Source organism: Legionella oakridgensis ATCC 33761 = DSM 21215 (assembly GCF_000512355.1).
Lineage (GTDB): Bacteria > Pseudomonadota > Gammaproteobacteria > Legionellales > Legionellaceae > Legionella_A > Legionella_A oakridgensis.
This window is the reverse complement of the sequence record NZ_CP004006.1, coordinates 2,289,159-2,305,248: the sequence shown is the minus strand read 5'-3', so window position 1 is coordinate 2,305,248 and position 16,090 is coordinate 2,289,159. Positions and strand designations below refer to the sequence as shown.

Here is a 16,090-nt window from a genome sequence, read left to right as displayed (position 1 = left end):
ATTAAAGTACGACAGCCGTACTTTTTAAGTAAAGAAACATTGATGACTTTACTCAAGAAAAGTTGTAACACGGAGGCATTGGACTAATGAACAATAGATTTAGAGTTTTTTTATTGTTTTTCTCAGTGATTTGAATAAGGTTTGTAGCGCTTTACGGCAGGCAGGGCTGTTATTATCAGACGATTGCAAGCGTAATGTTTCATAGCGTCGTAGGTGATCTTCAATCATGGAACGCCATTGGGGTTTTTGGTGGGCAAGCGCTTGCCATTGTTGCCTTAGGGTCGCAGGCGGCGTTGTTTTAATGTTGAGTCGTTGCAGCTCATGTTGGAGACGATGATATTCCTTCAATAATGGATCTTGAATTCTTTTCTGCCAGTACAGCCACATACTGCCTAAAAAGAGAAATAATAAAAAGCTTGCTGTCCATAGTTGCAGTAATCTGCCCCAATCCCAATGTCCTAATCCTAAGGTTTGTAGCAATGATTGTTGTTGTTCTTGATTATAAAACAATAACCAGCGTTCCCAGAAAAATTGCATGGTTTCCAAGCGCAGCCTTATGGTTTCAAGCCATGAAAGTTTGAATCGATAGTAGTTCCAGTCTAGTGCGGTGGAAAGAGTATCATTCTCTTGCAAAATGCGCTCATCAATGCGTTGAGGCGCAATGGCCGTGGTGGGGTCGAGTCGCTGCCATCCTAACCCTTCCTGCCAATATTCCAACCAGGCATGTGCGTCTTTTTGCCGAACCTTTAAATACTGTCCTAAAGGGTTCCATTCGCCGCCATAATAACCAATTACAACGCGGGCAGGAATTCCCGCGGCACGTAAAATAAAGGCAACACTACTCGCATAGTGTTCACAATACCCTTCCCTGGTATTAAACCAGAATTCGTCTAAGGAGTGGGTGCTTGTATTAATAAGCTTGGGATTTAAGGTATACCAAAAAGGTTCATGATGAATGTATTTAAGAATTTGAGAGATAAATTGCGATGGGTCTTTGCCCAATTTTTCTTTAATAGCCCAGGCACGCAGCTTAGGATTTCCTTGCGAAGGTAATTGTAAATAACGTTGCATGGATTTTGGATTCAATGGTCGATAGTGAGGGTTTTGAGTGGTGAGGGCATACGTCATGCGTTGATTGATGGTTTCTTCCTTCAGAGAAGTTAAACCGTAGGAGGGAGAGAACCGTAGTCGTGGCCAGCCAGCTGCAGGTTCGCGCATATAAAACATCCAAAGCTTTTGATGTGGCTCTAAAAGAATTTCATACTCACCCTCTTGCTTTGATGGTAAGTGCGCAAGAGGAAGAAAATCATTATAGGCTTGCGGCTGGGAAGTCCAGGTTATGCCGTTATAATGATTTAAAATCAAACCATACCAATAGATATTAAATGAGGACATTGGTTTTTTGAACGTTACTCGCATGACTGTATGGTCATCTGGAAATAAAGAGGAAATAGCACCAGGACTTAAATTTTCTTTAAAACCTGTTTTGCCATACATGGGTAGATGAACTTGCCATAAGGGATCAGTTAAGCGAGGAAATAAAAAAAATAGAATGGTACTGGCAGGGATGGCGAGTAGCACGAAGGAAGCACTTTGTCGACTTAATTGGATGGTGGAAGCAGAAGGCCTTTCAAATTTAAGCAGTAAAGATAACACGGCGAGCAGAGCGAGGATCATATAGAGTAAAATCCATAGGGATATATGGATAATGAGCGCAGTAAAAATCACATAGAAGCAGGCTAGAGCCACCATGCGCAAGTCCCGCATGCGATGTATTTCGATGACTTTCAGCCAGAAAAAAGCCATAAGAAAGCCAATAAAAAAGCCGCTGGAAAAAAAGGAACCATAATACCATCGGAGTAAGGCAATGACTCCAAACACGAGCAAAATATGTAGCCACTTAGGCAATAAAAAACGATGATAAACGTTTGCTGTCACGCGATAGCTGATGACTCCTATTGCAAGCATGGTCAACCACCAGGGAGTGATGTTTACAAAAGGCAGAAAGCAAAATCCCATGATAAACAGCGTATGGCGTAATAGGCCTGGCGGAATTTGTTCGTGAAAGTAATGGTTCATTAATACATCGCCAATTGCCGTAAACAGGTTTGCATATGCGTTTTGCCAGCCCCCAGCGGTATTCTTGTGCCGTTCAACTCCAAACCATAGCGGTGACCCAATTGTTCTGCAGTTTGAATCCAATAACTTAACTGTTGTAGACGCTTTTCAATATCTTCCGATGGTAATTCTTCCAGCCGAAATAGCCAATGTTCACCACCAGGGCTTGTCATCTGCTTAAGATACCAACCTTGACCACGGGCAGATATTTTCCAGGCAATGCGACTGGTTTGTATCCAGGGGTTTATGACTGATTTTAGTTCATGCAGTTCTTCGTCACCAGTTGGATAGAGCAGAGGAGAGGTTTTAATTGAATTATCTGCAGGTGCTGGCCAAAATCCGGGGGAGACGGCCAGAGGGTAAACGTAATAGCTAATATCAAAATACAAATATGACCAGACTCGGCTTAGCCCTAATGGGTAGTTACTGTATATTTTGAGAGGCGGCAATTTGAAATGACCACGATGTGGAGTTTTTAGAGCCAAAAAAATCATTTGCTCTTCTTTGGAAATTTTTTCCACATGGACTATGGAGCTTTCCTCAAAGGCTAAAAACAAAGCATAGCGGTGTTCCGCTTCGACGGACAAAAGCAATTTAATATTCGCTGGTTGCCCTTGTTCAGCATCGTCGACTGCCAGACAGCGTATGCATAGGCCCTGCAGATTACGATGATTTTGCCAAAGGTTTAATATGCCTATGATCATCATTAAAAAAATGAGTAAAAAAGCGGGGTTCAATTGATAATTAATTGCTCCAATGCCTAGGGTTAACAAGACGATGACATAACCCCATCCAAATGCAGAGGGTAAAATGTAAAGGTGGCGTGAACTTAAACATTGTGGATTGCCGGAAGGACTTCGCTTTTTGATCCAGTTTTGCAGTTGTTGTGTCAGGCGGGTTTTAAGTTGAATCATCAAACAGGTACCTCGACATGATTTAATAAGCGCTCGGCTGGCGTAAGCTGCCCCTCGGATTGACGCAGAATGAGCCGATGATTAACAACGGCGGGCAGTATGGTTTGCACATCTTCAGGGCGCACGAAATCGCGTTGTTCGACGCACGCATAAGCCTGGGCAGCCCTGACAAGTGCCCGGCCTGCTCTTGGGCTTAGACCATGATTAAACCAGTCATTGATACGGCTGGTGTGTAGTATGGCCTGAATGTAATCAAGAATAGGTGCAGAGACTGTGATTTTTAAGCTTTGCTCTTGTAATGTTATGAGTTGTTGTGGCTTGAGAATAGGAGAAATCAGAGCAAGCTTTTTGCGTTGATCCCCGATGGTCAATAATTGTCGCTCTGCTTCTTTTGGTGGGTAGCCAATGGACAGACGCATTAAAAATCTATCTAATTGGGATTCTGGCAATAAGTAGGTGCCAGTTTGATGGGAAGGGTTTTGAGTGGCAATAACAAAAAAAGGCTCAGGCAGGATGTGTGTGCCAGCATCGGTTGTAACCTGATGCTCTTCCATAGCTTCCAGTAAAGCGCTTTGTGTTTTAGGGGGCGCACGATTAATTTCATCAGCCAGAATAAGTTGGGAAAAGATAGGGCCAGGATGAAAATGGAAACATTGTTCTTGAACATTAAAAATGGAGACGCCTAATAAATCGCTCGGAAGAAGATCGCTGGTAAACTGGATACGCCGATACTGCATTCCAGTCAAATGAGCTAATGCCTGGCTTAAGGTGGTTTTCCCCATCCCAGGGATATCTTCTAACAATAAATGCCCGCCAGCAAGCAAGCAGCTTACCGCCAAACGCACCACTTCATTTTTACCAAGTACTATTTGGTTTAATTCATTCACCAATTTTTTTAACATGAGACGCGAATTGGTTGTGACGCTTATTACAAAGTATATGTTGTTTTAAAGGCATTTCAATTTAAGCGCTTTTGATTTATCCATGAAACGTGGGCTCTTGGAGGACTTCTTAAATGATCGGGAAAACTTGCTTAAATTTAAGAGATACGTGACTATAGAAATATCACCTATTTTACATGCGCATAATATGGCTAAATTTAAAATGGTGTATCTAAGACCACTGTATATTCAAGTGTTGATTGGAATGTGTTCTGGTGTCTTGTTGGGAGTGTTTTTCCCGGATATTGCAGTCATTTTCAAACCTGTTTCTGATGCATTTATTAAATTCATTAAAATGCTCATTGCCCCTATTATTTTTCTTTCATTGGTTTCAGGCATTGTTGCTATGAATGACTTGAAAGAAGTAGGAAAAATAGGCGGCAGCGCTTTGCTGTACTTTATTATAACGACGACGTTTGCTCTGTGCTTGGGACTTTTAGCAGCTAATTTGTTCCATCCAGGAACAGGATTGCATATAAATTTAAATCACTTAGATATCAATGACGCTAAACATTATTTGCCGAATGCCAACGCAGTCAGTGGTTTTAGTGGATTTCTTCTGAACATCATTCCTGTCTCTTTTTTTAGTGCTTTTGTTGATGGTGAAATTTTACAGGTTGTTTTAGTGGCCATTTTGTTTTCTATAGGTATGATGATGATTGGCGAGAAAGCAATGCCAATCTTGCAAAGTATTCAAATTTTGTCTGGTGTTTTTTTAAAATCATCCATTTGGTGATGTATTTAGCGCCGTTGGCGGCCTTTGCTGCAATAGCTTATTGTATTGCTAAATTTGGTTCAGCATCACTGGTCAGTCTCTTGGGATTATTGGTTATTTTTTATATGACATGCATCTTATTCATTGTTGTGATTCTTGGTTCGGTTTTACGTGGCTATAGTAAGATAAGCCTCTTTAAACTAATAAAATACATAAAAACGGAATTATTGATTGCCTGGGGAACATCCTCGTCTGAAACGGTTTTGCCTAATTTATTGGAAAAATTGGAGCAATTGGGGTGTAAACGATCGGTGGTGGGGTTTGTTCTGCCGGTTGGTTATTCATTTAATCTGGATGGCACAGCGATTTATCTTACCTTGGCGGCGTTATTTATTGCACAAGCGACGGATATTCATTTATCCATGAGTCATCAACTTTCACTGTTAGCTATTATGATCATCAGCTCCAAAGGAGCTGCCGGTGTTAGCGGCAGTGGTTTTGTGGTGTTGGCAAGCTCACTCGCAGCCATTGGGCAGATACCGATGGCCGGGATTATGCTTATTTTGGGCATTGAACGTCTGATGTCTGATGGTCGAACCATCACCAATATTATGGGAAATGTGATAGCAACCATTCTTATTTCTACGTGGCAACAGGAATTTGATCACAAGAAAGCCAAACTGGTTTTGCAAGGGCAGGAAGGAAATCCATTAAATAGTTCTTTTAGGCAGCAAGAAACCGTATCAAAAAATAATCCCAGAAAAAGCAGTTGCCATTTACTGCGCAAGCATACTGCGTTGAATCTACAGTCTTTCTTCACATTTTTTGTCTCACCGTAGTGGTGACTACTGCTTTTTCTGGGATAATTGATTTCTTCATGCCCTACAGGTGTTCTAGACCGATAAATTATCCATATCATGCGCCAATAATCTGCGATTGGCACGAAAATAGGTTAAAGGTGAATGGTCTAATAGGTCCGATAATTTTTCCATATAAATACACGCATAGCGATCCACCTGATACGCAAAATAGCTTTCTTCAGCACCAGCACGAAAAACTCTCTCCCATTTGCGATTATAAAATGCCTGTTGTTCATGTAATAATTGAGTAATTTCTTTATCCACCGTAATGAGTTGAGTTTGTAAGGTATGGAGCTTTTCATTATAATGCGTTGCGTGTTCTTCAATGCTTTTGGTATGAAGCTCAATGTATTTTTGCTCCAACTTTCTTTTGATACTCATAGCAGCGATGATTTTCATCTCAACCGGCCGAGCTTTTTTCTGAGCAGAGATTTCTTGTCCTAATTCTTCAACCACCAAGGCAGTTCGCCAGTTACAATCTTTTTTCAATCGTAAAATATCGCCATAGATATGATCTCCAATGTATAAGATCTCATCGCCATTCAAGGCGAGGTCTTCGGTAAATTTTCTTGCATGACCTCCTTGATAAACTCCAGGTTTAATCTGACCTGTTACATTGGTCATGCTGCCATTTTCAGGATTAACGAAGAGAAAACGATATTCATCATAGAAAAAACGTGGCTTATTGGCCAAAGTAATGACGTATTCAAAGAGATCATGCCAGCTTTGACCTTTTTCCATGTAGGGGTTGATAGCATATTCTAGCAAGAGGTTGGCATAATGATATTCAGAATTGGTCAGAATAAAAATTTTTTTTCCATGGCGGATGTAGCGCTTAAGACCGTCAACGACGTTTTGCTCGCGATGGATAAATTTTTCTGGTTCCTGGCAGATGCGATGCTTTAACGTGCCTTCGGCATGTACAGCATCCACACTTGCTAACACATCAAGCGCGATGACGTTATAACTTGGTAATTCATGTGGATGTTCATCTTTAAAATCAATAAGCTGGCCATATAAAACACAGAAGGCAATAGAAAATGAAGTATCAATGGCCATATAATTTGGGTCACTTAAATCAACATAAATACTGCGATAAAACTGTTTTTGTTCATCATATTGAATGGGTTTAGTTCCATGTTCACTTTGGCGGATGGCACCATAACGGCTAAGTTTTAAAATGTTGCCATTTTTGCTATCAACCACCAGCCCTCGAATGGCGTCATCAAAGTTAAATTTAAACGTTCGGATGGCTTGTGGGTAATTTTTATTTTCAATCAGATGTTCAACAACCAATTTATAAACCAAGGCTTCAAAATTTTTTGTTTTATAACGAATCAGCGTATGGTCCATATCCAGGCCAATAAACTTGATTTTTTTCATATTTAGAATGCGATTTACGAAGACTTTTTGATGCATTTTTTTCCTCAAATAGTGTATTCCACTTCCTGCGAGGAAGAGGGTATTTTATAAAGCGTTATCCTATGTTTTGGAAGAAGATGCAACGGTTGATAAAACCATTGCAAGACGTTGTTCAACACTGGCTGGAGGGATGCGAATAACTTCATATTCCAATTCAGTGTAAGCATTATAAATAGCTTCGCCAATGTCTCGGGCTGCTTTTTCATCTTCTCGACGTATTTCATCGTATATTATCGGCAATCCTTCCAAAAAAAACACATGCGCGTAATGATAAAATGACATTTTATGAATTATTTCATTGGTATTTAAATGATAATAGCGATAATACCCAAGACTATCTGGGACTCCGCGATCGAAAAAAATCAATTCATCAGGTGGTAATTGTTTTTCACGGGCGGTTTTTAATTCAAGAATTTTTTGCTGTATCGCCTCATTGCCGCGGTGTAAAATAAAATCTTGAGAATGTATGGATAGCAAATAAGTCAAGTAAGCCCGCGCGATTTCAGGCGCCGTACGATATCCTTTAATGGACAATGCATTAATTAAGGTTGTTTTTCCTGATGAGGGAGCGCCTGTGATAACACACCAATTAGTTTTTAGTTTCATGGTTTCGTTAATAATTGTTCAGATAAACCGGTTATTCCCAGCGTTAAACTAAATCCGGCAATCAACAGGCCAATCAATTGTGAAAGCAGCAATGATTTTTTATCGGCCCGTTGAATGAGCTTGGACATAAGAAAACCGTTTAAACCGTCAGAAGCCATCATTCCTAACATAAAAACAATGCCCATCGTGATGGAAAAAAAACATCCTGCCATGGTAGAGGCAGACAGTGAAAAAAACGCTACTTGGGTTACTGTATCAAAAGATAATGCAAATAATGAACCAATGAATACAATTAAAGCGGGATTAATTTTTCTTGCAAGTAATGGCATGAAGAATAGGCTTTTGATTCCAACCGGTGACCTGTCCTTAATGCTTGCTCGTAAACTCCAGAGTGTCATGATTCCAAAGATAAATAAAAAAAATATCGATATCCACTGTCCAAATGCATCAAGCCAGATAGGGAATATAGTTTGCATCAGACCGCTGCCAATCATGACACTAATTAAGACAACCACTAGACCATGACCTAATGAAAATAAAATACCTACTAAATTCGCCAGGCGATGATTGTCTTTACAGGAACGGGTCATCGCGTCAATGGTTGCAATGTGATCAAGATCAAAACCATGGCGGAACCCAAGCATTAAAACCATACCAATCAATAGTAAGGAAGAATAGTTAATCATTATTTCTTTTTTGTTGATTAATCCATCTAATACTCCAGGATCTGCCAGGGTTGAGATATCGCCCAGTTCATCCAATTCATCCCGGGCAATTTTTCGTAAAAGGCGTCGCATGATTTTTCCAGAGCGTGTCTTAGGCAAGGCGCCAGCCCATTGAATTTCCTCTGGTTTGGCAATAGGGCCGATTTCTTCTCGTACCTGTTGAATCAATTCTTTTTTCAATGCTTCCGTTGGTTCAATGTGGGCTTTAGTCGTCACAAAGGCATAAATTCCTTCGCCGGTCAGTTCATTCGGAATACTGACCACCGCAGCTTCCGAGACAGCCGGATGTGAGAGCAAGGCGCTTTCCAATTCTTGACTGCCAATACGATGTCCGGAGACTTTAATGACATCATCATTACGTCCAGTTATCCAGAAATAACCATTTTGGTCACGATAAGCCCCATCGCCGGTCAGGTAACATCCTGGTATTGCCTTAAGATAGGTATCCAAAAAACGTTGATGATCCCCATAGATGGTTTGCATTAAGCCAGGCCAGGGTTTTTTAATGACCAGTTTTCCTGAGTGTCCATTTTCAATGGAATTTCCTTGTTCATCTACGATATCAGGTAAAATCCCAAAAAAAGGCAGACAGGCTGAGCCGGGCGCCATGGGGATAGCTCCTGGCAGCGGGGTAATAAGAATGCCGCCGGTTTCAGTTTGCCACCAGGTGTCGACAATAGGACAACGTTTTTCACCGATAACCTCATAATACCATTGCCAGACCTCAGGATTAATGGGTTCCCCAACGGTTCCCAATAATTTAAGGCTGTTCCTTTGTGTTTTTTTAACCCAATCGTTTCCTTCTCGTCGTAACGCTCTGATGGCCGTGGGAGCCGTATAAAAAATAGTGACTTGATGTTTATCCACAATATCCCAATAACGAGAGTACGTCGGATAATTGGGGATTCCCTCATAAATAATGCTGGTTGCACCATTCAACAATGGACCATAGATGAGATAGGAATGGCCGGTGATCCAGCCTACATCGGCTGTACACCAATAGACATCGCCATCATGATAATCAAAAACATAGTGGTAGGTCGTTGCGGTGTAAACCAAATAGCCCCCCGTGCCATGCAATACACCTTTGGGTTTTCCTGTTGATCCTGATGTGTAAAGAATAAATAGTGGATCGGCTGAATCCATCCATTCCACAGGGCATTCGCTGGGTGCTTGTGCCATAGCCTTGTCGTACCAGACATCGCGTGTGGGATGCCAGTCGACGGGATTGCCTGTGTGTTTAACCACAATGACTTTTTTAACATTAGGACAGTCTTTTAACGCTTTATCACCATTTTCCTTTAAAGGGATGGTTTTTTCACCGCGCAAGCTTTCATCGGCCGTAATAAGAAGAGAACAGTCGGCATCAAGAATACGAGTTTTTAATGACTCTGGAGAAAAGCCGGCAAAGACGACAGAATGGATGGCGCCAATACGGGTGCAAGCCAGCATGGTGATGGCTGCTTCTGGAATCATAGGCAAATAAATACAAACACGATCGCCTTTTTTGACGCCCTGCTGTTTTAAAACGTTGGCAAATTTGCAAATCTGTTCATAAAGCTCTGCATAAGTGATGTGTTTGCTTTCGGTGGGCTGGTTTCCTTCCCAAATGAAGGCGGTTTGATTACCGCGTGTTGGCAAATGGCGATCCACGCAATTGTAGCAAGCGTTTAATTTGCCGCCAATAAACCATTGGATGGTTGGTTCGTTGAAACTTCCTGTGGTGACCGTTGACCATGGTGCAAACCAGGTAATGAATCGTTTGCCTTGCTCTGCCCAGAAGCCGCTGGGATCGCTAATGGAATGTTGGTACATGGCTTCGTATTGAGTTTTATTGATGTATGCTTTTTTGGCAAATTCTTCTGGAATGGGATAAAGTGTATCGTGATTCATGGTACCTTCCTTGCGATAAAAAATGCTGCAACCGGAGAAATTGCACATGCATGAATTATCATTATGTAAAAATATTCTTGAAATTATCAAGCAACATGTTAGCGGAAGAGAAGGGGGGCGTGTCAAAAAAATTTGTTTGGAAATAGGGGCGTTAACTGCGGTTGATCATGCTGCATTGCGTTTTGGTTTTGAAGTTGTTTCTCAAGGCTCAATGGCTGAGCAGGCTGTTTTAGACATCATAGAAGTGCAAGGCATGGCTATTTGTGATTCCTGTCAACAACGGATAACCATTCAAAATTACTATGATTCCTGCACTAGGTGTGGTCATTGGCAACTCACGGTGATGGCAGGGGAAGAATTACGTGTTAAATACATGGAGATGGAATAATGTGTGGAATTTGTGGTTGTCATGAGTCGCATGAATTGGAACACTCTGAACAAGGGATACAAACAACGCATCAACATGCTGAGCCAAAGCTCATTGAAATAGAAGAAAATATATTAGCTAAAAACAATCAATTTGCTTTAAGTAATCGTAATTATTTACAGCAAAATAACATTACCGCTTTGAATATTATGTCCAGCCCCGGGGCTGGAAAAACGACTCTATTGGGCAAAACTATTACGGATTTAAAGCATCGGCTGGATATGTCGGTGATTGTTGCTGATCAGCAGACGGATTATGATGCCTCCATCATAAGGGCAAGTGGTGCCAGAGCCATTCAGGTAAATACTGGGCGAGTTTGTCATTTGGATGCACATATGGTGGGGCATTCGCTTGAATCATTGCAGCTTCAAGAACGTAGTCTTTTATTCATTGAGAATATTGGCAATTTGGTCTGTCCAGCCCTGTTTGATCTTGGCGAGACTTATAAAGTGGTTATTCTGTCGGTCACTGAAGGCGATAATAAGCCATTGAAATATCCGGATATGTTTCGCAATGCGGATTTGCTGCTCTTGACTAAGACAGATCTATTACCTTATGTGGAATTTGATTGTCATCGATGTAGTCAATATGTTCAAAAAATAAATTCTGACATCACGATTATGAAATTATCAGCGACTTCCGGGGATGGATTAGCACCATGGTATCAATGGCTCATGGATATACACTAAGCCTGGCTTGTGCATTACCCGATTGATTATAAGCATTGATACTTTATGAAAAGATTAGAAATTTTAATAACAGGTACCGTTCAGGGAGTGGGTTTTCGCCCGCATGTTTATCGTATAGCCCAAAGTCTTACACTGACCGGGTGGGTAAAAAATACGACTGCCGGTGTTTTAATTGAAATTCAAGGCAATCTGGTATCCTGTTTTTTACCAACGCTGCAAGCTTCATTGCCGTCGCTTGCCAGCATTGAGACCATCCAAACAAAACAGATTGCAAGCATTCCCAATGAATCTACGTTTACAATCATGGCTAGTGAACAAGGGCAGGGGCGTACGATTATTTCGCCGGATGTGGCCATTTGTTGTGATTGTTTATATGAATTGTTTAACCCGCAAAACCGTTATTTTGCGTATCCGTTTTTAAATTGTACTCAATGTGGGCCGCGGCTTAGCATTACCCATAAGCTTCCCTATGATCGTCAATATACCTCCATGAATTTATTTCCTCTGTGTTCTTGTTGTCAGGAGGATTATCTCGACCCAACGAATCGTCGTTATCACGCTCAGCCAACCGCTTGTCAACGTTGTGGTCCGCAACTTTCAGCCACGGTTGCAGAGATGAAAAATGCTGTTCGGGAAGGTAAAATCCTTGCAGTGAAGGGAACGGGCGGATATCAGTTAATTTGTGACGCGCGCAATGAAAAGGCCATCGACCAGTTGCGAAAAAGAAAAATTCGTGAGGCAAAACCCTTTGCTTTAATGGTGGTTAATCTGCAAAGTGCTGAGAGTCTCGTGGAGCTCAATGAGCCAGCGCGATATTGGCTGATAAATAAGGCACGTCCTATTCTCCTGTTGCCCCAAAAAGATTATTCCTTGCCAACGTCGATTGCCCCGGGATTAAGTGAGTTGGGGGTCATGCTGCCATCCACTCCATTGCATTATTTACTCTTTCATGCCTTGGCCGGCTATCCACAAGGATATGATTGGCTTGAGACTTATCAGCCAACGGTGTTGATTGTAACCAGTGCCAATGTGAGCGGTAACCCCTTAATCGGCGATGATAGCAAAGCAGTGGATGAATTGGCTCAGGTGGCTGACCGCATTGTTGCTTACAATCGCCAAATCGTTACGCGTGTTGATGATTCGGTCATACGTTTGGTTCATAATACTCCCTTGTTTATTCGCCGTGCCCGAGGGTTTGTGCCAGAAGGCATTAAATTACCCCGTGCTATTCCTCCCACATTGGCTCTAGGAGGACAGCTTAAGAATACGTTTTGCATTACCCGTGGCGATGAAGCATTTGTTTCGCAATACATCGGCAGTTTAAACAATAAAGAAACCATTGAATTCTTTCATGAGTCCTTAAATCATTTACAGGATTTTCTGCAAGTAACGATTGAGCGTGTGGCTTATGACGCTCATCCAGATTTTTATACAACACGCCTTGCTGAATCCTATGATCTCCCACACGTTGCAGTCCAACATCATCACGCTCATATGGCTTCGGTGGCTGCCGAACATCATGTTTTGTCTAAAGCATTAGGTTTAGTCTTGGATGGCCATGGTCATGGGGTGGATGGTGGGTCCTGGGGTGGGGAATTATTGCTCTTGGAGGGTACACAATGTCAGCGGCTCGGCAGTTTTTATCCCTTACCTTTCCCAGGAGGCGATAGGGCAGCGCGCGAGCCCTGGCGCATGGCTGCATCGGTTTTATATGTTTTGGGTCAACAAGAGGATATCTTAAGACGGTTTGCAGAAATACCACAAGCAGTGCCATTGTTGCATTGGTTGACAGCCAGCACCAACATAGCAGTTACCAGCAGTTGCGGCCGCTGGTTTGATGCAGCCAGTGCATTGTTGGGCATTAATTGGTTTTCTCACTATGAAAGTCAAGCAGCCCGGCAGTTGGAAAGTCTCGTCACGAGGCCAGAAATTTTAGCTAAAGGCTGGTTTTTTGATGAAAAGCATTTCAATATGTTACCTGTTTTTGCAAAGTTACTCACACTTGATCCGGTGGCAGGTGCAAATCTTTTTCATGGTACGCTGATTGCAGGGTTGACGGATTGGGTTTTAAGCTGGGCAAAAAAAATAGCCATTAAAACGGTGTTATTAAGTGGGGGATGTTTCTTGAATAAAATCTTGGCTGAGGGATTAAGTGAACGGTTATTACAACGTGGATTAACCGTTCACTTACCTCAACGGTTACCTCCCAATGATAGCGGCTTGTCACTTGGTCAGGCTTGGATAGCTGGGCAAAAGACGTTCGTTTAAGACTTCATGAAAACGGACATGATTAAAAAAGGATGTGTATGTGTTTAGCATTACCGGCGCAAGTGATTCGTATTTTGGATGAGCAACGTGCTGTTGTGAGCATTGGCGGCGTTGAAAAAGAAATTGCTACCTTATTATTGGAGCAAGTGCGTGTTGGTGATTATGTTATCCTGCATGTGGGGTATGCACTCACCAAACTTAATGAGCAGGAAGCGCAAAAAACATTGGCTTTATTTGCCAATATGATGCAAGGAGCGCAAGAGGCATGAAATACATTGAGGAATTTCGAAACGTTGATTACGCTCAAGCCCTGGTTCAAGCCATTCGGAAAAAAGCGTCTGTTTCACGCCGCTACCGTCTGATGGAGTTTTGCGGAGGTCATACTCATACCATTCATCGCTATGGGCTACCCAGCTTGTTACCTGAACAAGTTGAAATGATCCATGGGCCTGGTTGCCCCGTTTGTGTATTGCCAATGACAAGAATTGATAAAGCAATAGCGCTTTCTTCTCACCCGGATGTCATTTTTTGCAGTTACGGCGATATGTTGCGAGTACCAGGTACTGGACAGCGAAGTCTATTACAAGCCAAGGCAGTCGGTGCAGATGTGCGTATGGTGTATTCCGTTGATGAGGCACTGCGCGTGGCTCAAGACAATCCAAAAAAAGAAGTGGTATTTTTTGCCATTGGTTTTGAAACGACCACACCTCCTACGGCTGCGGTTATTCTGCAGGCAAAAGCATTAGGATTATTTAATTTTAGTGTATTTTGTAACCATGTTTTAACGCCGGTTGCTATGGAACGTTTATTACAGTCACAGCAAGAGGAAAATCTGATAACGCAATTAGATGGATTTGTAGGGCCTGCTCACGTTAGCGTCGTCATTGGCAGCCAGGCTTATGCAACCGTTAGTCGGAACTATAAAAACCCATCGTGATAGCGGGGTTTGAGCCTTTGGATGTATTGCATTCTATTCTCATGCTGATTGAACAGATTAATCAGCATCGTTATGAAGTTGAAATCCAATACACTCGGGCAGTGACGCCTGTTGGCAATGTGCAATCGCAGCAATTAATGGCTGAAGTGTTTGAATTACGTTCCCACTTTGAATGGCGAGGATTGGGAAGCATTCCAGCCAGTGCCCTGCAAATTAAGGCAAAGTATGAACAATTCGATGCAGAAAAAAAATTTCAATTGCCAGATAGTAAGGGCATCGAACACAAGCAATGCGATTGTGGCGCTATTTTACGAGGCATAAAAAACCAACCGATTGCAAATTGTTTGCAAAAGTATGTACACCCGAAAATCCGTTAGGATCTTGCATGGTTTCTTCAGAAGGAGCTTGTGCTGCGGTGTATGCTTATGGGCGAGGAAATTATGAGTGAATCATTAGCCGCTAAACCAGTCGCAACTAAAACGTCATTGGGTCCAAAACTGAATATTAAACATGGTCGTATTGATTTAAGCCATGGCAGTGGCGGGCGTGCGATGGCGCAATTGATCGAACAACTGTTTTTTGCAGCCTTTAAAAATCAATGGCTCGCCCAAAAAAATGATCAAGCCTCTTTTCTGGTTAACGCGGGTCGTATGGTGATGACGACCGATGCTTATGTGATCTCTCCTTTATTTTTTCCTGGCGGAAACATTGGTTCACTTGCGGTTCACGGCACCATTAATGATATTGCTATGTCAGGAGCTAAGCCATTGTATTTATCGGCCAGTTTTATTCTGGAAGAAGGATTTCTTCTTGCTGATTTGCAAAAAATTGTTATGTCCATGGCGCAGGCTGCCCAGGAAGCTGATGTGGCGATTGTTACAGGGGATACAAAAGTAGTGGAACGCGGTAAAGGCGATGGTGTTTTTATAACCACTACCGGCGTTGGGGTAATTCCTGAAGGCGTTCTTATTTCCGGTGATCGTGCAAAACCAGGTGACCATGTGATTGTCAGTGGCTATGTCGGTGATCATGGGGTGGCTATCTTGTCTTTGCGTAATCATTTGCAATTTTCAACAACGATCCAATCAGATACGGCTGCATTGCATGGACTGGTTGATGAGATGATTTCTGCTGTTCCAGGAGGTATCCATTGCCTTCGCGACCCAACGCGAGGAGGACTAGCGACAACCTTAAATGAATGGGCAAGACAATCACAAGTAGGTTTTATAATTGATGAACGTAACATTCCCATTCGTTCTGAAGTAGCAGGCGCTTGTGAATTATTGGGTCTTGATCCCTGGTATATGGCAAATGAGGGAAAATTATTAGTAATTTGTGCTCCTGAAGATACGGACAAATTACTGGCGGTTATGCATAAGCATCCACAAGGGCAGCAGGCCGCATGGATTGGCAAAGTAGTGGATGACCCTCGCCAGATGGTGCAGTTAAAAACGACGTTCGGTGGAATGCGTATGATGGATTGGTTGGCAGGTGAACAGTTGCCAAGAATTTGTTAGAACCTGATTTTAGCCTCAGCTTAACGATTTTGAAGACAGATTCTAGCTCATGATAGGA

Annotated in this window: 11 protein-coding genes and 2 pseudogenes; 7 read left to right on the top strand and 6 right to left on the bottom strand. The window is 42.2% G+C overall.

Going from position 1 to position 16,090, the window contains the following annotated elements; all coding sequences use genetic code 11:
• Positions 1-99 precede the first annotated feature (99 nt).
• From LOA_RS11185 to LOA_RS11175, 3 genes are read right to left on the bottom strand one after another with little or no spacing between them, the layout of a single operon-like run.
• Positions 100-2,079: a transglutaminase TgpA family protein gene (locus tag LOA_RS11185; protein WP_035895510.1), complete on the bottom strand. Its 1,980-nt coding sequence runs from the start codon at positions 2,077-2,079 to the stop codon at positions 100-102.
• Positions 2,079-3,032, bottom strand: a complete 954-nt coding sequence (locus LOA_RS11180) for a DUF58 domain-containing protein (protein ID WP_051399021.1) — start codon at positions 3,030-3,032, stop codon at positions 2,079-2,081. Before LOA_RS11180 ends, LOA_RS11185 begins: the two co-directional genes overlap by 1 nt.
• Complete coding sequence (locus LOA_RS11175; RefSeq protein ID WP_025386410.1) at positions 3,032-3,934, bottom strand: AAA family ATPase; 903 nt, start codon at positions 3,932-3,934, stop codon at positions 3,032-3,034. Before LOA_RS11175 ends, LOA_RS11180 begins: the two co-directional genes overlap by 1 nt.
• Before the next feature lie 82 nt (positions 3,935-4,016).
• Here LOA_RS11175 and dctA point away from each other — a divergent pair.
• Positions 4,017-5,527: pseudogene (gene dctA, locus LOA_RS16295) on the top strand (C4-dicarboxylate transporter DctA).
• Between the two features lie 54 nt (positions 5,528-5,581).
• On the opposite strand, the gene LOA_RS11165 reads toward dctA, so the two are convergent.
• From LOA_RS11165 to acs, 3 genes are all read right to left on the bottom strand, one after another.
• Entirely contained in the window at positions 5,582-6,967 is a 1,386-nt protein-coding gene (locus LOA_RS11165) for an HAD-IG family 5'-nucleotidase (RefSeq protein ID WP_025386409.1), read from the bottom strand.
• A gap of 63 nt (positions 6,968-7,030) precedes the next feature.
• Positions 7,031-7,576 (bottom strand): AAA family ATPase, encoded by a 546-nt coding sequence (locus tag LOA_RS11160; protein ID WP_025386408.1) that lies wholly within the window; start codon positions 7,574-7,576, stop codon positions 7,031-7,033.
• Positions 7,573-10,194 carry an acetate--CoA ligase gene (acs, locus tag LOA_RS11155; protein WP_025386407.1) on the bottom strand — a complete coding sequence of 874 codons (2,622 nt, stop codon included), beginning with the start codon at positions 10,192-10,194 and terminating at the stop codon, positions 7,573-7,575. Before acs ends, LOA_RS11160 begins: the two co-directional genes overlap by 4 nt.
• 46 nt (positions 10,195-10,240) lie before the next feature.
• On the opposite strand from acs, the gene hypA reads away from it, so the two are divergent.
• From hypA to hypE, 6 genes and pseudogenes are all read left to right on the top strand, one after another.
• Positions 10,241-10,582 (top strand): hydrogenase maturation nickel metallochaperone HypA, encoded by a 342-nt coding sequence (gene hypA, locus LOA_RS11150; RefSeq protein WP_025386406.1) that lies wholly within the window; start codon positions 10,241-10,243, stop codon positions 10,580-10,582.
• Positions 10,582-11,310, top strand: coding sequence for a hydrogenase nickel incorporation protein HypB (hypB, locus tag LOA_RS11145; RefSeq protein ID WP_025386405.1), 729 nt, complete (start codon positions 10,582-10,584; stop codon positions 11,308-11,310). Before hypA ends, hypB begins: the two co-directional genes overlap by 1 nt.
• Positions 11,311-11,355: 45 nt before the next feature.
• Positions 11,356-13,578: a carbamoyltransferase HypF gene (gene hypF, locus LOA_RS11140; protein WP_025386404.1), complete on the top strand. Its 2,223-nt coding sequence runs from the start codon at positions 11,356-11,358 to the stop codon at positions 13,576-13,578.
• Between the two features lie 38 nt (positions 13,579-13,616).
• Positions 13,617-13,847 carry a HypC/HybG/HupF family hydrogenase formation chaperone gene (locus tag LOA_RS11135; protein WP_025386403.1) on the top strand — a complete coding sequence of 77 codons (231 nt, stop codon included), beginning with the start codon at positions 13,617-13,619 and terminating at the stop codon, positions 13,845-13,847.
• Positions 13,844-14,963, top strand: a pseudogene (gene hypD / locus LOA_RS16290) (hydrogenase formation protein HypD). The gene LOA_RS11135 and the pseudogene hypD overlap by 4 nt, the downstream one beginning before the upstream one ends.
• Positions 14,956-16,032 (top strand): hydrogenase expression/formation protein HypE, encoded by a 1,077-nt coding sequence (gene hypE / locus LOA_RS11125; RefSeq protein ID WP_025386402.1) that lies wholly within the window; start codon positions 14,956-14,958, stop codon positions 16,030-16,032. Before hypD ends, hypE begins: the two are co-directional and overlap by 8 nt.
• The last annotated feature ends 58 nt before the right edge of the window (positions 16,033-16,090 follow it).